The sequence below is a fragment of the Kitasatospora sp. NPDC042419 genome (genome assembly GCF_056437345.1).
Window position 1 is genome coordinate 274,752 of record NZ_JBWKAW010000010.1, and the last position, 17,662, is coordinate 292,413.

Sequence of the window (17,662 nt, forward strand, 5' to 3'; positions counted from 1 at the left end):
CCCGGTTCGTACCCGGTGACACCGTCGTGCGCCGAGACGTCCACGCGGGGGTGATGGCCGGCGAGGCAGCTAGCCGGTGTCTTGTCGCACCTCGTTGCGATGCCCCGCCAGGCCTTCGGCCTGTACGGGGGTGCCCCGGCGGTGCGCGTCGCGCACCGCCGGGGCACCCGGCCGGCGTTCCTGCCGCTGCCGACCGCTCAGTGACCGGCCTTCGGCAGCTGCCGTCGTCGGTCGGTGGTCAGTACTCGGCCTTGATGTTCGCCCCGGAGAAGCCCTCCGGGGCGTGGAGGCTGAGGAACACGTAGCCCGCGGGCGGGTTGGCGATGGTGAGGGTCTCGTTGTTGGTGCCGGCGGTGGCGGACCGGGAGGTGTAGGCGTCGGTGTACGCCCAGCTGCTGCCGTTGTAGTAGAGGTCGGCGTTGCCGGTGCCGCCGGTGCTGGTCAGCCTCAGCTCCTTCACGCCGGCCGGCAGGTACAGGTAGAAGTGGGCGTAGTTGCCGGTGGTCGCCGCGACGTTGCCGCGCCCGCAGTTCTTGTCGAGCTGCCGGGTGTCGGCGCCGGAGCAATCGGTCGAGCCCCCCGCCCCGACGGTGACGTCCTTCCGGGCGGTCGCGGTGGTGCCCTTGTCGTCGGTCACGGTGAGGGTGACGGTGTAGGTACCGGCCTTGGTGTACGACTTGGCCGGGTTGGTGGTGTCGGCGGTGGTGCCGTCACCGAAGTCCCAGGCGCGGGTGGTGATCGTCCCGTCCGGGTCGGCCGAGCGGTCGGTGAACGTGACGGCCAGCCCGTCGACCGCGGCGTCGAAGGCGGCGGTCGGCGCCTGGTTGCCCGGCGGGTTGGTGGTGCTGCCGCAGGCACCGGCCGCGCAGGCGGTCAGCCAGGCGTCGAAGTCCGCGTCGTAGCGGGTGCCGATGGTGCTGGTCAGGTAGGTGCGGGCACCCGCCCAGTCGCCGGAGCGGTACTTGGCGAGCACGGCGTCCATGTCCCCGCGCTGCTTCTCCAGCATGTAGCGCACGGCCAGGTAGCCCCAGCGGTAGACCCGCTCGCTGTCGGAGTTCTTGTAGGTGGTGTCGAAGAGGGTGGAGAGCTTGTAGGTGTGCAGGCCGGCGGCGGCGATCGCCCCGTCGTTCGTGACCTTGCGGTACTCGTAGGAGACGTACTCGGCGAAGCCCTCGACCCACCAGACGGTCGGGGTGGTCATGCCGGCGTTGAAGTCGCCGTACATGTCGAACCGGCCGTCGAGGTAGTGGGTGTACTCGTGGTTGAGGTTCCAGATCTGGAAGTCGGGGCGCGCCCACTCGGCCTCGTAGGCGAGGAAGCGCGGCTGGTTGCCGGCCTCGGCGGGCTTGCCCTCCAGGTACATGCCGCCGTTGTTGGTGTCGATGCCGTAGATGCTCGCGGCGAACACCGCGTAGTCGAACCGGGAGTGGAAGACCACGACCTCGATGGTGGTGTTGCCGTCCTCGGCCACCGGGCCGTTGTCCTTCGCCACCGAGTGGAAGAACGCGTCCTGCGCGGTCAGGCTGGAGCAGGCGGTGGCGAGCTGGGTCTGGTCCAGCGCCTGGGCGATGACGCGGATGCTCGGGCTACAGGTGTGGTCGACCGTCAGGACGGCCGACTTGAGCCGCTTGGCCGAGTCACAGGTGCCGTAGTAGGAACAGTTGCCCTCGTCGAAGGCCTCGCCCATCTCCGCGACGGCGGCCCACTGGTAGGCGGTGGGGCCGGACGGCGCGGACTGGTCGGCGAGGCCCTTCTCCATCGGCCGGACCTTGGGGCGGAGCGGCTCGTACTTGAGGAAGCGGCCGAGCTCGCGGGTCGCGTTGTACACCAGGAAGCTGAAGTCGCCGCCGAGCAGGGCCTTGTTGGCGGAGGCGAAGTTGTACACCGAGTCGAGCACGCTCGGGTCGGCCTTGACGGCCTCGACGAAGGCCGGCAGCTGGTGGCCGCGCCAGAGCACCGTGAAGACGCTGTTGAGCGCGGCGCCCATCCCGGCCGGGTTGTGGGTGGCGGCGTCGTATTCGCCCAGCAGGCGCTTGACGACCGGTATGTAGCGGGTGTTCTCCTGGGCGCTGTCGATCAGGGTGATCGCCTCGCCGAGCGTGGCGGCGTTGGCGGCGGTGACGTCACGCGAGTGGGAGTTGCCGAAGAAGCCGTCCAGGGCGCTCTGGATCGCGGTCTTCAGGGTGTCGCCGTAGGTGCCGACGTCGGCCGGGTGGTACCACTGCACGAAGTAGCCGGCGCGCAGGTAGAGCACCAGCTGGGCGGTGGAAGTGGTGTTGTCGCCCGGGTAGTTGGCGGCGTTGTCGCGCAGGGCGTACGCCACGGTGACCATCTGGGACTCGCGGAAGGCCCCGTTGGCGTCGCCGCCGGTCAGGACGAACAGGTCGTTGATGCAGCCGAGGTCGGCGGCCTTGATCGCGTCGATCAGGGCGCCGCCGGAGCGACCGGTGAAGTCGGACACGTTGCAGGGCTGTTCGGCCGCGGCGGCGGCCGCGCTCTCGCCGAAGCTCTTGGCGAGCGCGGTGTCCTTGGCGGCCTTCGACTGGCCGTCGGCCCGGTCGGGCACGGTGGTCGAGAACGGGGCGCGCTCGCGGGCGGGCACCGGCCGGTTCTTGCCGTGGTCGTCGGGCGTCTCACCGATGGCCGGCTGGGGGGCCGGGTCGGTGGGGGCGGCCGAGGCCGAGGGCGAGCTGTTGCCGGGCTGCGGCGAGGCCGGGACGGGGGCGGCCACGCTGCGCGGGGTGAACAGGCCGACCGACAGGAGGAGCGCTACGGCTAGCGCCAACAGCCTGGCGATCTGGGGAAATTGGTGCAGAGGGCGTGAAGCTCTCACAGGTGGCCTCCGAGCCTTTGCGGTCACGTTGGGGGCGCGACCGGTGGGGGGAGTGAGGACCGTTGCGACGGCGCCGTCAGGGCGACCCGTCGGATCGGTGGGGATGTGACATGTACAATGGCACACTTGACATGGCGATCGGAAGGCTCACGAACAGACGTGCGGCAAACGGCCACATCCGAAGAGAAGCGTTCCGTTCGCGAATGCGGCCGCCACAGGGCCAAGACGGTTTCGACACGTCAGGGGCGTTTGCGTGGTGGGGTTTCGCGACACGGCTCACGCAGGTGTCGAGTGGTTCTGACGAACGGCAGCGCCCCGACACGGTCGGCCGAGACCGTCGACGAGGCTCTCGCGTACCGACTGCACGAGGCGGGGCGCGACCTCGCCCGCCGAGGGGGCGACGCGGAGGGCGCGTTCCTGCTGGAACGCGCCCTCCGGGCCGAACCCAGCTCCTGCGACCGCACCCGCTGGCGCCTCGGCCGCATCGAGGCCTCTCGCTGCGGCTTCGACGCCTGACGAGCGGAGCGCCCGCGTGTCCTACGGTCGGTTCTCGCAGAGGTTGAGACCCCCGGTGATGTCCCCTCCGTCCACCCAGAACCTGCCCGAGTTGCCGTACCGGTCATACGCGACGATCTCCGGGTGGCTCCACGCGTGCCACGTCGTCAGCGGCCCGTTCGGGATGTGCCACCCGTTGCCGCCGGTGGTGGAGTGCACCCAGCTGAAGCACAGGTACCGCTCGGGGTAGCTCCGGTCGTAGATCTTCGCGTAGTCCCACCACTTGTTGCCGTCGGGGAAGTTGACGACCTCCGCCTCGCTGCGCCCGTCGTTCGCGACGTAGTACGCGGAACCGTGCGGCTCGCTGTGCCAGACGTAGCCGCCGTAGAAGTTCTTGCGGTGGTTGTCGGAAGGTATGTGGGAGGAGAAGAACCCGTCGTAGTCGGACCGGCCGAAGTAGTTGGACACCGAGAAGGTGACGAAGTAGTTCTCCACGGATTTCAAGGACAGGTAGTAGTTCCAGGCGTCCGTCGTCACGTACTGCGTGTTGCCGCCGTACTTGGTCGACGTCTGCGCGTAGTCCCAGGTGACGTCCGCCAGTCCGTACGTCACGGCTGCCCGCGGACTGAGCTTGATCTTCGCCTGGTACGTTCCGTTCAAGGAGCTCTTGACGGTGTCGTCGCTGTCGGTCCTGACCTGGACGCCGATCGACTTCGGGCTCACTCCGGGGGCGCAGTACACGTAGAACGTGACCAGCTGGGTCCCGTCGTCGTCGAACGAGACCTCGGCGCGCTCACCGGACAGGCCGGGGGTGGCGGTGAAGGCGTTCGTGGTGTCCGTGTAGCACCAGTCCGAGCTGCCCTTCCAGTTGAGCGTCGACTCGGTGACGTAGTCGATCAGCCACAGGCGGCTGAGCAGGTGGTCGGCGTCGACCTCGACGGGATCCCCGTCGTCGTCGGTGGGCGCGACACTGATCATCACGCCGATCCGGTTCCGTCCGTTCGCGTAGATGTCGCACGTCTCGTCTCCGCTCACGAGGATGATCGAGAGCTTCGACACGCTCGTCCAGGTCGACACGCATTTCCTCCTTGGTCCGTGCGGGATGGTGTGGTGGCGCGCGCGGCGGGGGCCTCAGAGTGCCGTGTGGTAGGAAGCCACGTTCGGCGAGTACGAGTAGGTGGCTCCCAGGCCGAGGGATTCCAGGACGGCGTCGTCGTTGCGGCTGAAGCAGAACGCCGCGATGATCTCGTGGCTGGAGTCGCCGCGGAGGATCTGACCGATCCGGTAGGACGACAGGTAGGGGGTGTTGTACACGTTCACCCGCCTGTCCCAGCGGCTCCTCTTCGGCCCCCGCATCCTCTCCTTGGTCATCCTCGCTTCGTCGCCGAGGTCCTCGAAGTAGAAGTCCACCTCCGTGTGCGCGCCGGTCCGCTCCCCGAGCTCGCCGCCGTGCGTGCCGCTGAGGATGTCGACCTTCTTGCCGCGTTGCAGCGCGTCCGCGGCGATCTCCCTGACCATGCCGCCGTCGACCGGATCCTGGCTGACCCACACCTTCGCGCCGTTGGCGTTCTCCACGGCGAAGAACTCGTGGGGAGTCCTCTCCGGCAGGACGATCGGTCGACCGTGGACTTCGGGCCTGGTCCTGCCGAGCTTCAGTTCGAGCCCGGGGTCCGCACTCACCTGTTCGCCGAGGGCGCGCGCGGCCTCCCCGGCGAAGCCCGGGGCGCGCTTGGTCGCGAGGCGGGCCAGGCTCGCGCCGCCCTCGGCGAGCCCGGCCGCCCCGGTGCCGAGCGAGACCCAGCCGAGGACGGCCGAGGCCTTGGGGGAGGCGCTTTCCAGGGCACCGCTCGCGATGGCGGTGACGTCGGAGGCGACGCCGAGTGCGCCGACGACCAGGGTGGTGGCGGAGGCGGCGCCGATCGCGGCCATCACCCCGCCGGCGGCGACGATGGCCATGCCGCCGGTGACGGCGGCCAGGGCGAGGCCCGCGATGCCCAGGCCGATGCCGAGCCAGGCCTGCCAGCTCAGGTGGCCCGAGGGGTCGACCCGGTTGACGGGGTCGCCCGCGCAGTACGCGTAGGGGTTGACGCCGCCCGCGCCGAAGGGGCTCAGGGTGTCGGGGGTGGTGAACCGCAGCAGGACGGGATCGTAGGCGCGGGCCCCGTTGCCGAGGTGGTACCAGCCGGTCACCGGGTCGCTCCGCTGGCCGGTGAAGCCCGGCACGCTGTCGGCGCCGCCCACCGGCCGCTCGCCGTACGGGGTGCGGGCGTACGGCTCCTGGCCCTCGGCACCGGCCGCCAGGTGGACGGTGCCGGCGCCGTCCGTCGCGAGCAGCCGGGTCCGTCCGTCGCGGGACTGGGCCACGTAGGCGCCGTTGCCGAGCTGCAGGAGGCGGGCGGGCCGGCCGTCCTCCGTGACCGCGGCGAGGGATTCGCCGCGGTAGTGCAGGACGGTGGTGCGCCCGTCGGTCCGCTGGGTGAGCAGCCGGTTGAGCGGGTCGTAGCCGTACTCGTTCGCCGGGCCCGTCGAGCGCAGCCGTCCGAGCGGGTCGTAGGTGAGGGTGCGTCCGGCCTGGTCGGTGGTCAGCCGCCCGGCCGCGTCGTAGGCCAGCGTGATCCGGGGCGGGTGGGTGCCGCCGGTGTGGGTGATGCCGGTGAGCTGGCACGGGTCGGACGGGTTCTCGTACAGGTAGGTGGCGGTGTCGGAGCCGTCGGCGTACTGCGACCGGCACCGGGTGACGTTGCCGAAGGCGTCGTGGTCGAAGGTCTGAGCGGTGATCCCGTTGCCCCGGGCGTCCGTCGGAGGCGTCGATCCGGCGCAGGTGTAGGTGGTGAGCCGGTTGCGGCCGTCGTAGCCGAAGGTCTCGTCGCGCAGCAGTTCCGTGCCGGAGGTGGACGTCCTGCGGGCGAGGAGGTCGTTGGCCAGCCACTGCTGGGTGAGCGACCAGGTGCGGCCCCGGCTGTCCCTGGTCGAGCGCGTCACCTCGCGGCCGAAGTCGTCCAGCGTCAGCGTGGTGGTGAGGGTGTACCCGGACTGCGGGTCCCTGACGGTCCACGAGGTCGGGCGGCCGTCGGTGTCGTAGCTCAGCGACACGCCCATGGCCGGGTCGGTGACGGCGGTGATCCGGCCGAAGGTGTCCCGCACGGTCTGCCGGGTGGTGCCGTCCACCCCGGTGTAGCCGGTTTCCAGGCCGCCGGGCGTGAAGGCCCATCGCGCGGTGGCGTCGGGACCGCCGGAGCGGGTGGTGGTCTCGGTGCGGGGCAGGCCGGGCCGGGTGTAGTCGCGCGTCACCGTGACGTCGGCCTCCTGCGCGCTCGTCAGGAAGCCGGAGACGGGGTCGTGCCGGAGGCTCTGGGTGAGGCTCTGGGTGGGGGAGTCGGCCTGGACCCGGGAGACGGCGTTGCCGAGCTGGGGGACGAACGCGTACGTGATCCGCCGCCGGTCGGGCGTGGTGACCTGGGTGGGGAGCGGGTCGCTGTCCTGGGCGTACCGGTAGGACCAGGTGCGGCCGCCGGAGCTGCTGCCGGTCAGCCGGCCCAGGCCGTCGAAGACCTGTGCGCCGTAGGGGTTTCCGGCCACGGTGAGCGTCGTGGCGAGGCCCTCGGAGGAGAACGGTGCGTAGGCGCGGGTGACGGCCGTGCCGTCCGGCAGGGTGGTGCGGGTGAGCCGGCCGCGCGCGTCGTAGTCGTACGCCGTGGTGTTCCCCGACTCGTCGGTCTCGCGGCGCAGCCGGCCCCAGCCGTCGTGCTCCAGCGCGCGCCGGCCCGAGGGGGTGCCCTTGAGGTCGAACCGCTCGGTTGCCACCGGCTCGCCCCGGGTGTCGAAGGTGGTCACCCCTGTTCCGGACACCGGGCTGCCGCCGCCCAGCTGCTGGACCGTGGCCGTCAGTGCGACCGGGTCGACCCGGGTGAGCCGCCCGGTGCCGTCGTCGCAGGCGACGGCCGACAGCCCGCCCCAGTCGTCGTAGGACAGGGTCCGGGTCAGCCCGGCCGCCCTGCCACCGCCGTCGGGCAGGTGGTCCGTCACCGAATCCGTTGCCGTGCGGCCCAGTTGGTCGTAGCTCACCCGCCGGACGACCTGCCAGGTGCCGTCGCCGCCGGCGGGCCGGTGCTCGCCCAGGACCGGCCGCCCCGCGCCGTCGAAGCCGGCGCGCCACTGGTTGCCCAGCGGGTCCGTGGATGTCGTGACGAACGGGGCGGAGGTCGCGACCTCGTAGGCGTGGGTCTCGGTCGCCTCGTACGGGGTGCCCGGGTGGACGGTGCGGGTCAGCGCACGGCCCAGGCCGTCGTAGCTCGTGGTCACGGTGTTGCCCTGCGGATCGGTGGCCGACCACAGGCGCCCGGTGAACCGAGAACGCCGCTGCGAGCGCGTCGTCGTCAGCCCGTCATGGGTCGTCAGGCGGTGCGTCTGGACCAGCGCCTCGCCGTCCGCCTGGAAGGTGAAGGCGTGGGACGCGGTGTAGGAGTCGCCGCCCTCGCCGTCCGGGAACTCGGCCTCGGCCAGCCCGGTGATGCGGCCGAACTCCGCGCCCGAGGTGCCGTACGCGAGGTCCTCCCGCCGCAGCAGCCGGCCGTCGGCGTACCGCCGCTCCGAGGACTTCAGCACCGCGGTGGACACCCGCGCGTCCGGTGTCGCGTACGAGGTGTAGGAGTAGGACGTCCTGACGGTGGGCGCGTCGAACCCGGTGCCCGGCGGCGTGTGCGTGACGGCCTTGAGCCACCGGGTGAATCCGTGCGGGTCGGGCGGGCAGTCCGATCCGCTGCCGCCCGCCGGGTAGAACTCCCAGTCGGTCCGGGTCCCGTCGGCGTCGGTGCGGCTACGCGGGTTGCCGGCGTCGTCGAAGTCGGTCCGCGTGACCTCGTCGCGCGATCGGCCGTTCGGGTCGGTCCAGGTGACGGTGCGGGTCTTCGGGAGCTGGAAGCGGTCGTCCTGCTGCTCGAACCGCCGGCCGACCACCGCGTAGTACTCGGTCCGCACCCGCCGGGAACAGCCGTTGCGGATCGTCGTCTCGTCCGTCTGCAGGTGGTAGTTGTCGAAGGTGCGGGTGGTCCTCGTGGTGCCGCCGCCGGTGGTGACCGACTCGGTGGAACCGTAGGTGTAGCCGGTCAGGACCCCGTACAGACTGTCGAGGTCGGCGTTCCAGGCGGCGCCGGAGTGGCCGCCGAGGAAGTTGTTGTCGGTGTAGCCGTAGTCCACCTCGGTCTGCGGCTGGCCGCCGCCCGGCTTGCGGACGTACCGCGTCACGTAGGGCAGGGCCGGCAGCCGGGCGGAGTCCGGGAACCGGTGACCCGTCGCGCCCTGCGAGTAGGAGACGGTCTCGGACATCCCGCCGGGCATGCTCACACCGGTGATCCAGGAACCCCATGCCCCCTGTCGGCCCACCGGTTCGGAGGTGAAGCTCCACACCAGCGGCGCGTCCGCGCCGAGCCCGAAGTGGTGCACGCTCGACAGCAGGCCGTTCTGGAAGCGCAGTTCGACGCGGTACCCCTCGGAGCGCCCCGGCAGCACCGTCAGGGTGGCCTTGGCGCTTCCGGTGTAGTCCACGGTCAGCAGGGTGTCGCTCTCGTCGTTCACCGCCTTGAGCCGCGGCACCGGGCCGGCGCCGAAGTCCCAGGTCAGGCCGAGGGAGTGCCCGGCCGGCGTGAGCAGCGCGGTGGGCACCTTGAGGCCGGACGCCTTCCGCGGCCCGGTGAGGATCTCCACGTCGCCGGACTTGTGCACCAGGCGGTACGCGTCCCGGTCCTTGGTGACGCGCACCGTGTCGAGCTTCTTCTGCCTCAGGACGACCGCGCTGTCGGTCTCCTGGACCTTGTACTGCTCGCCGGACGCCAGGACGAGCAGCCGGTTGTCCCGGTCGTAGGCGGTCAGCCCCAGCGAGACGCCCCGCCCCAGGCCCGCATCGGTGCCGTTGAGCGGCGAGTAGCCCAGTACCAGCGGCAGCGACGGCCCGAGATTGCGGTTGCCGACCAGATTCCCCAACGAGATCCGCACGTTGAACAGTCCGGTCCGGGGATCCACACCCCCCGTGACCGCACTCCCGAAATTGCCGGCCTGTGAGAAGAACGACGGCGGTGAACTCATGAAGAACACTTCCGGCAGAGGCGGACAGGGGAACGGCGGAACGGGTGAACAGGGCCCGACACCGGCCCCCCTCAACCTCTCACCAGACTGACGCCTCCGGTGTTCGCGTGTGGTGCGGACACGCAGAATGGCTGAATCCCTTACAGGGCAGCGGACTTGAGGGGAGCAAGGGGCCGCCGGGACCCTCGGGCAGGGCGTTGACGGCGTCGCGCAGCAGGGCGCGGGAGGTGCTGCCGGGATTCGGATCCTGCGCCAGACGTACTGCCGCCGCAGACGCCTTCGAGCGTCGGCGTCAGGCGCTGAGCACGTCCAGGGACAGGCGTTTGGCGCGGTCCAAATCGAGTTCGTCGCCGAAGAGTTGGTAGCGGGTGTTGCCGGTGCGCAGGTAGGCGTCGATGCGGAAGGCGTCGTCGGCGGGGAAGCGGCTGCCGGCGGCGGACAGTTCGGACTCCAGCAGGTGCAGCCACTCGCGGACGAGGTCGCGCACCGCGTCGGCGACGGGGCCTTTGCGGCGGCCGTATTCGACCGAGGTCGTGGTGATGAAACACCCGCCGGGGAAGACGCCGGCGCGCAGGTAGGCGACCCAGTTGTCGAGCAGGGCGCGGAGCCGGGGCCGCCCCGGGGCGGAGGGCCACGACGGCTCGACGACGTGCCGCAGGTACAGGGCGCGGGCTTCGGCGACGGCGGCGATCTGGATGGCTTCCCGGTTGGCGAACACCGTGAGGATGCCGCTCTTGCTGTGCCCGGTCCGGGCGGCGAGCGCGCCGACGGTGATGGCGTCCAGCCCGTGCACGGTCGCGGACATGGCTGCCTGCCGGGCGACTTCGTGCCGCGTCCGGTCGCCGCGGGCGCGGCGGCCGTCGGTGCGCGGCGAGGGGGAATCCGGGGCGGAGTCGGGGGTGTCCGGGGCCATGCGCCCATGGTATGCGATCGATCGGTCGTGTAGTGTGCGCAATGATTACGACCGATCGATCGTATAGTGGGGGCGCAGATCATGGGTGTCGACGACGGCGCCGGGCTGGACGGCTTTGCGAAACGCGTGCTCTCGCTGTCCGGGGGCCAGAAGACCGTCCACGTGGCCGGCAGCGGGCCCGCGGTGGTCGTGATGCCTGAAATGCCGGGCATCAGCCCCGACGTAGTGCGCTTCGCCGGGTGGGTGCGCGATGCGGGGTTCACCGTCTACGTGCCCTCGCTCTTCGGCGTCGACGGGGCGTATCCCACCGTCGAGCTCGCCGAGCCGATCCTCAAACGGGCTTGCGTCAGTGAGGAGTTCAGGGCGTTCGCGGGCGGTGGCACGAGTCCGGTGGCGGTGTGGCTGCGGGCGCTGGCCAGGACCGCGCACGACGAGTGCGGCGGACCGGGCGTCGGCGCGGTGGGGATGTGCTTCACCGGCAACTTCGCGCTGAGCATGACGCTGGAACCGGCCGTCATCGCCCCGGTCCTCGGCCAGCCCTCGTTGCCACTGGACGACCCGGCCGCCCTGGAGCTGTCGCCCGAGGACGAGGCCGCCATCCGGGATCGGTTCGAGCGCGACGGACTCACCGCACTCGGCCTGCGCTTCGACACCGACAAGTGGTGCACCGGCCAACGCTTCGCCGCCTACGCACAACTGCTCGGCGACCGCTTCGACGGCCGCGTCCTCCCCGGCGAATACGCGAACCCCGAACCACCGCCGTTCTTCCGCGACCTGGTCCGGACCCCCCACAGCGTGCTCACCGCGCACCTCGTCGACGAGGAAGGCCACCCCACGGTGCAAGCCCGCGACGAAGTCCTCGCGTTCCTGCGCGCCCGCCTGCTTCCCGACCGCACCACGGCCTGACGGCCGGAAGCAGCCTGATCACGACGGCACGCCGGCCGCGGCCCGCCGGCGCGGGTGTGAGCGGCGGCCGCCGAGCGCCCGCGCCCGGTGCGGCGCGCCGAGTCCGCACCGAACGGCCCTCGCCCACGCCGGGGTTGCCTGTCGGTGGCCGCGTCTAGAGTGCTGCCGACGACTGCGCGTCCGGGTCCCGTCCCGTCAGGACGCCGCGAAGACCTGGAGACCGGTGTGCACTCTTTCGTTGTGACGGACGTTCCGGAGACGGACGACGGGGAGGCGTGGCTCGCCTACGCGGATCTGCTGACCGCTGCGGGCGACCCGCGGGGAGCGGCGATCCGCCTGGAGTGCGAGTACGAGCGCGGGCACGGGCGCGGGCACGGGCGCGAGCGAGATGCCGGAGCCGGAGCCGGAGCCGGGGTCGATGGCGGGGCCGATGGCGGGGAGCGAGCCCGGCTCGCCGCGCTCTACGAGGAGGTGGAGCGGCGGCTCGGTCTCGACGGGCTGCGCACGGACGGTTCCTGGCGGTTCACCTGGAGGCGCGGTTTCCTCGACGAGGCGCGGTTCGCCCTGGCCGAGGACACCGGGCCGGGGCGTCGGGCGCTGGTCGAGGGGCTCCTGACGGACCACCCGTACGCCGCGGCCGTCGACCTCACCGACCCCGAGCGGTGGGAGGGCGCGCTGATCGACGCCCTGCTGTCCCACCCCGTCGCCCACCGGCTGCGCGTGCTCGACCTGCGTCTCACCGACTACCACCACTCCGCCGAACACGCCGCCCGCTCGCTCGCCGGCCGTCCGCGCCCCCGCCTTGAGCTCCTGTCCTTCGGCTACGGCTTCGAGTTCCTCTACGAGGACGGCACGACGTCGACGGGCGGCCGGATCGATCCCATGGACAACCACGGTGACGCGCTGGTGCGGACGGCGATGTGGGATTCGCTGCCCGCCCTGCGGTCCCTGGAACTGGAGGGGGCCTTCCTGTTCGGCTCCGTCCTCCACGACGGCCTGACCCGGCTCCGGGTCCGCGGTCCCGCGACCGACGACGGCGCCCTCGTCGATCTCGGGTGGACGCGCGGCGTGGTGTCGCTGGTGGTGGAGGCCGAGTGTGACGTCTTCGGCGCGTGCTGCCCCGTCGAGCAGCTCGACGAGCTGACCATCGAGGGGTTTCCGGCACTGAGGCACCTCGACCTCGGCGGCTCGGAGTTCGACGCGACCTCGTTCGAGCTGTTCTCGGCGCTCGCGGACTCGCCGGTCCTCCCTCAGCTCGAAAGCCTGACCATTCCCGACCTGCGGATCGGGCGGTCGGACTGCGAGGGCGAGCCGTTGGCTGCCCTGGCGCGGTTGGCGCCCCGCTTCGCCCACCTCGCCCTGCACGTGAGGGGCGCCGTCGACGTCGAGGGCGCCGACGGGCCGGACGTCGACCGGCTCCTCCCAGGAATCGGTCCCGGCCCGCGCCCGGGCGGTGGCGGTGTCTCCGCGAAGCGGGAGGACGACTGACGTCCGGCCGGCTCGGCTGCCCACCGCGAGCGACCACGGCCAGGGCCGGGCCACGACCACGGCCGCGACTACGACCACTACCGCGACGACTGCTGCCGCCGCCGTCGGCTACGGCTCCTCCCGTGCCGGGTCGGCGACTGCCGCCCTGACCTCGGCCCCCGCTGCCGGAGCGTTGTCCGGCTGGCCCCCGCACCGCCGTGGACGAAAGTCCGACGAGGTGTCAGGAGTCTTGCTGGCAACGGGTTCGCGTGCCTACCGTGGGCGGCCGTACGACGTCGGTCTGAGCGCCGGCGTCAGCGCCGACGTCGGGGGACGGGCGGCGGGAACGGGCGGCCGGGGACCCGGGGACGGGCGCCGGGAACGGGGGGACGGGATGGGGCGTCGGGAGCGGCCGCTGGATCCGGCGGCCGGGCCGGCCGAGCGCTTCGCCGGCGAGCTGCGAAGGCTCCGGCAGGAGGCCGGCGGCCTCACCTACCGGGCCATGGCGGCCCGCGCGCACTACTCACCGGCCGCGCTCGCCCAGGCCGCCTCCGGCGACCGGCTGCCGACCCTGCCCGTCGTCCTCGCCTACGTCGGCGCGTGCGGCGGCGACGCCGACGAGTGGACCGAGCGCTGGCAGCTGGCGAGCCGCGAACTCGCCGAGCGCGCGGCGGCCGCCGACGACCCGGCCGACGCGCCGTACCTCGGGCTGGCCAGGTTCGAGCCGGAGGACCGGGAGCTGTTCTTCGGGCGGGAGCGCCTGGTCGCCCGACTGACCGGGCTGATCCGCGAACGGCGGGTCATCGCGCTGGTCGGACCGTCCGGCAGCGGCAAGTCCTCACTGCTGCGTGCCGGCCTGGTGCCCGCCCTGCGGGAGGCCACCGGCCCGCACCGCCCCACCGCGATCCGCATCCTCACACCCGGCCCGGAGCCCGCCCGCAGCCACGCGGAGCTGCTCGCCCCGGAGAACACCGGGCCGGGCGTGGTGCTGCTCGTCGACCAGTTCGAGGAGGTGTTCACGCTCTGCACCGATGTCGCCGAACGCGCCCGCTTCTTCGAGCTGCTGCTCGCCGCCGCCGAGCCGGAGCGCGGCGCCCGCGTGGTGCTGGCCGTCCGTGCCGACTTCTTCGGCCACTGCGCCGCCCACGGTCCGCTCGCGGAGGCCCTCCGGGACACCACCCAGCTGGTCACCCCGATGAGCCCGGACGAGCTGCGCGACGTCGTGGTCCGGCCCGCCGCCGCCCGTGGCCTCGTCGTCGAACGGCTGCTCACCGCCCGGATCGTCCGCGAGCTCGCCGACGAGCCGGGCGGCCTGCCGCTGCTCTCGCACGTCCTGCTGGAGACCTGGCGCCGCCGTCACGGCCGCACCCTCGCCGAGAGCGCGTACGAGGCGGCCGGCGGCCTGCACGGCGCGCTCGCCCGCACCGCCGAGGAGTTCTACGCGGGCCTCACTCCGGGGCAGGCCGCCGCCGCCCGCCGGGTGCTGCTGCGGCTGGTCATGCCGGGGCAGGGGACCCAGGACACCAGGCGGCCCACGGCCCGCGCCGAGTTCGACCCGGCCGGCGCCGACGACCCAACCGGCCCCGAGGACCCGGCCGGCGCCGACACGGCGCTCGTCCTCGAACAGCTCGCCCGCGCCCGGCTGATCACCCTCACCGAGTCCACGGTCGACCTCGCCCACGAGGCGCTGCTCACCGCCTGGCCCCGGCTGCGCGGCTGGATCGACGAGGACCGCGAACGCCTGCACCTCCAGCGCCGCCTGAGCGAGGCGGCCCACACCTGGGCGGGCCTGGGCCGGGACGCCGACGCGCTGTACCGGGGACAGCGGCTGTCCGCCGCGGCGGAGCGGTTCCCGGCCGGCGACGGCGGCGCCCCGGACGACCTCACCCCGCTGGAGCGGGAGTTCCTCACCGCGAGCCGCGCCGCGCGCCGCCGCGAACGCCACCGCCGGCGCGCGCTCACCGGTGTGCTCTGCGCGGTCCTGGTGCTCGCCCTGACGGCCGGCCTGGTCGCCTGGCAGCAGAACCGGGTCGGTGAGCGGCGCCGCGTCGAGGCCGAGGCGCGCCGGATCGCGGGCGTCGCCACCGCCATGCGGCTGGCCGACCCGCGCACCGCCATGCGGCTCGGCCTCGCGGCCTGGCGGCTGGCCGACCTGCCGGAGACCCGGTCCGCCGTGCTCGCCGTCATGGCGCAGCAGGAGCTCGACGCCTACACCGATCCCGACGGCGACCCGCGCACCGCCCGCTACCTCGGCTCCGACGGCCGCACGCTCACCAGCCTCGGCCCCGACCGCGTCACCGTCCGGGACGTGGAGACCGGGGCACCCGTCCGCACCCTCCCCGGCCTGGGCGAGGACGTGGACCGGATCGGCTGGAAGCGCGGCGACGGGGACACCGTGACCTTCTTCCCGGACGAGCGGAGGGAAGAGGACGCCGGCCGGGTCTCGGTGCGGGACCTGACCGGCCGCACACCCGACCGGGTGCTCGGCCCGGCGGCGGGCGGCGCCGAGATGAGTCAGAGCGGGCGGCAGGTGGTCGGCTACGACCGGACACCCACCGAGTACGTGACCACGCTGTGGGACGCCGAGAGCGGACAGGCGCTCCTGGAGTTCCGGGCGCCCCGGGGGCCGGCGGTGGAACCGGTCGGTATCCCGATCTCCGGGTTGACGCTGCGGCGGTTCAACGAGGAACGCCGCCCGTTCGACGTGAACGCCCCGGACGTGACGGTGAGCCCGGACGGTCGGCTGCTCGCGCTCTGCACCCCCGGGCAGCCGCCGGAGATCTGGGACGTCGCCGAGCGGAGGAGGCTGCCGGTCACCTGGACCGCCGCTCGTGACTGCTTCGAGGAGCCGTACCGGTTCGTCGCCGGCGGTCGCCTGCTGGCGCGGGTGGTCGAGGGCGACATCCGGATCCTGGACGTCGCCACCGGCGGCGAGAGGCCGTTCGTGGAGTACCGCCGGGTGCAGCAGATCGGGTACAGCACGGACGACGGCTACCTGGTCGCGGTGACCGGTGGCGAGGTGCTGCTCTGGCGGCTGGACACTCCGGAGTGGCCGGTCCTGATCTACCCGACCAACGGGGAGATCCCCGCCGAGGCGAGGGTCGACCCGGGGAGCGGGCGGCTCCGCTTCCTGGCCGGCCCGGAGCCGGGATCGGAATCGGTGGTCCGCACCCTCGACGTGAGCCGTGCCGTCCGGGCCGACTGGCAGCCGGAGGCCTCGCTGGCGGCGGAGTTCAGCCCGGACGGCGGCCTGCTCGTCACCGCGCGGCCGCCGGGGGAGGACGGGACGGGGCGCTTCGGCATCGTCGACGGGCGCAGCGGCGCACCGGTGGCCGACCTACCGGGACTGCCCTGCCGGAGCCGGCCCGAATCGGATCCGGCTCCGCCGGTAGGCCTGGTCCCGCCGCCCTGCGAGGTGTCGCTGGCCTTCCGGCCGGACGGCGCCCGACTCGCCTACAGCACCAAGGGAGCGGGCTTCGCGCGGAGCATCGGGCTCTGGGACGTCGGGCGGAACGGTCCGACGGCGATGGCCGGCGAGCCGCCGGACCGCAACCGGTCGGCGGACATCGCCCTCGCCCCGGACGGCCGGGTGATCCTGGCGGCCGTGTCGTCGGGGATCGACCTCTGGGATCCCGCCGAGGGCCGGGTGACCGGGGGCATCCGGCGGTCGAAGGGGGGAGTCCTGGCCGTCGACCCCGCCGGCCGCCTGCTCGTCACCGGCTCCGGCGAGCTCGTCGACCTGTCGACGATGACGATGATGCCGCGGCCGCAGAGCCCGGGAGCGGCCGTGGAGTCACTGGAGTTCAGCGCCGACGGCAGGTACCTCGCCGCCGGTGAGCGGGCCGGGCGGGTCACCCTGTGGGACGGCGGCCTCACGCGCCGCCTCGGCGTGCTGATCCGCGCCGACCTCGGCGCGGCGCCGGCCGTGGCCCTCGCTTTCTCCCCGGACGGCCGGACGCTCGCCGTCGCCTACCAGGACCGTGTGGTCCAGCTCTGGGACCTCGACTCCCGCCTCCCCGTCGGCGCGCCGATCCCCACCGCCGGCGACGGTGTGCACGACCTCGCCTTCTCACCGGATGGCGCCACCGTCCACGTGGCCGGGGCCCACGCCCCGCTCCAGCGGATCGACGTCACCCCGGCCGCCGCCGCGGCGGACGTCTGCCGGCGGGCGGGCGGCGGGCTGGACCGGACCGCCTGGCACGGCTACCTGCCCGACGTCCCGTACCGCGCCACCTGCTGATCCCGCCCGCGGGGCGGTGGCGCGGCGCCGGTGCCGGCCCTGGTCTCGGCCTTGGCCCTGGCCTCGGTCTCGGCCTTGGCGGCGGCCGGGCACGGTCCACGCGCCGGGTCATCGCCCGGCCGGCACCGCGTAGGCGACCAGGGCCCCGAGTGATCCCAGCAGGAAGAGACCGGTCCCCAACCCCCGTAGGTCCGGCCGGGACGGGACGTGCCGGGTCGGCCACCGTGGTCCGGCTCACCCCCGCCGGCCCGGGGCGGTGTGCCCCGGGCCGGCCGGGTGGGGGTGTGTAGGGCTGTCAGTCGGCTACGAGGGTGTTCTGGGCGGCGGCGATGCGCCAGGTGTCGTCTTCCTTGACGAGGATGTAGAAGGGGCGGCCTTCGGGTCGGTCGGTGATCCGGGTGCCGTCGGGGTGGACGGGTTGCTGGCGGACGTTGACCGCGGCGATGTCGGGTCGCAGGAACAGGACGCGCTCGACGTCGTAGACGGCGGTGGACTCGGTCGTCGCGCCGGGCAGGACCTTGCGGGTGAAGGCGGCGATCTCCTCGAAGCCGGAGAGTCGCTTGCCGTGGCCGGTGGTCCAGACCGGGTCCTGGTGGCGGAAGAGGTCGAGGAACCGGTCGACCAGTTCGTTGTGCTGGGCGTGCTCGACGTCGGCGACCAGGGCGCGGATGGCGGTCACCTCGGCGTCGGTCTGCGGGCCGTCGGGGGCGCCGAACACCTCGACCGG

The 17,662-nt window shown here is 72.9% G+C and carries 9 protein-coding genes; 4 read left to right on the plus strand and 5 right to left on the minus strand.

Annotation, left to right across the window (positions count from 1 at the left end; translation table 11 throughout):
- Window positions 1–238: 238 nt before the first annotated feature.
- On the minus strand, window positions 239–2,785 hold the full coding sequence (locus tag AC067J_RS21270) for a collagenase (protein WP_478301392.1): 2,547 nt from the start codon (window positions 2,783–2,785) through the stop codon (window positions 239–241).
- Between the two features lie 339 nt (window positions 2,786–3,124).
- Here AC067J_RS21270 and AC067J_RS21275 point away from each other — a divergent pair, with 339 nt between their 5' ends.
- On the plus strand, window positions 3,125–3,349 hold the full coding sequence (locus AC067J_RS21275; protein ID WP_478301394.1) for a hypothetical protein: 225 nt from the start codon (window positions 3,125–3,127) through the stop codon (window positions 3,347–3,349).
- A gap of 21 nt (window positions 3,350–3,370) precedes the next feature.
- Here the strand turns inward: AC067J_RS21275 and AC067J_RS21280 are convergent, their stop codons facing one another.
- The 3 genes from AC067J_RS21280 to AC067J_RS21290 form a co-directional block, all read right to left on the minus strand.
- Entirely contained in the window at window positions 3,371–4,405 is a 1,035-nt protein-coding gene (locus AC067J_RS21280; RefSeq protein WP_478301396.1) for a hypothetical protein, read from the minus strand.
- Between the two features lie 54 nt (window positions 4,406–4,459).
- Entirely contained in the window at window positions 4,460–9,346 is a 4,887-nt protein-coding gene (locus AC067J_RS21285; protein ID WP_478301398.1) for an RHS repeat-associated core domain-containing protein, read from the minus strand.
- 355 nt (window positions 9,347–9,701) lie between these two features.
- On the minus strand, window positions 9,702–10,322 hold the full coding sequence (locus tag AC067J_RS21290) for a TetR/AcrR family transcriptional regulator (RefSeq protein WP_478301400.1): 621 nt from the start codon (window positions 10,320–10,322) through the stop codon (window positions 9,702–9,704).
- Between the two features lie 81 nt (window positions 10,323–10,403).
- Between AC067J_RS21290 and AC067J_RS21295 the strand changes: the two genes are divergently transcribed.
- From AC067J_RS21295 to AC067J_RS21305, 3 genes are all read left to right on the plus strand, one after another.
- Window positions 10,404–11,228, plus strand: coding sequence for a dienelactone hydrolase family protein (locus AC067J_RS21295; RefSeq protein ID WP_478301401.1), 825 nt, complete (start codon window positions 10,404–10,406; stop codon window positions 11,226–11,228).
- Between the two features lie 225 nt (window positions 11,229–11,453).
- Window positions 11,454–12,716: a hypothetical protein gene (locus AC067J_RS21300; protein ID WP_478301403.1), complete on the plus strand. Its 1,263-nt coding sequence runs from the start codon at window positions 11,454–11,456 to the stop codon at window positions 12,714–12,716.
- 373 nt (window positions 12,717–13,089) lie between these two features.
- Window positions 13,090–16,935: an nSTAND1 domain-containing NTPase gene (locus AC067J_RS21305; protein WP_478301405.1), complete on the plus strand. Its 3,846-nt coding sequence runs from the start codon at window positions 13,090–13,092 to the stop codon at window positions 16,933–16,935.
- 295 nt (window positions 16,936–17,230) lie between these two features.
- On the opposite strand, the gene AC067J_RS21310 is transcribed toward AC067J_RS21305, so the two are convergent.
- The gene (locus tag AC067J_RS21310; RefSeq protein ID WP_478301420.1) at window positions 17,231–17,653 is read right to left on the minus strand and encodes an SgcJ/EcaC family oxidoreductase; all 423 of its coding nucleotides are present in this window, start codon (window positions 17,651–17,653) and stop codon (window positions 17,231–17,233) included.
- Window positions 17,654–17,662 lie beyond the last annotated feature (9 nt).

Bases quoted from the DNA above. Each gene is read 5' to 3' on its own strand.
- AC067J_RS21290 (WP_478301400.1), bottom strand. From the start codon at position 10,322: ATGGCCCCGGACACCCCCGACTCCGCCCCGGATTCCCCCTCGCCGCGC.
- AC067J_RS21295 (WP_478301401.1), top strand. From the start codon at position 10,404: ATGGGTGTCGACGACGGCGCCGGGCTGGACGGCTTTGCGAAACGCGTG.
- AC067J_RS21305 (WP_478301405.1), top strand. From the start codon at position 13,090: ATGGGGCGTCGGGAGCGGCCGCTGGATCCGGCGGCCGGGCCGGCCGAG.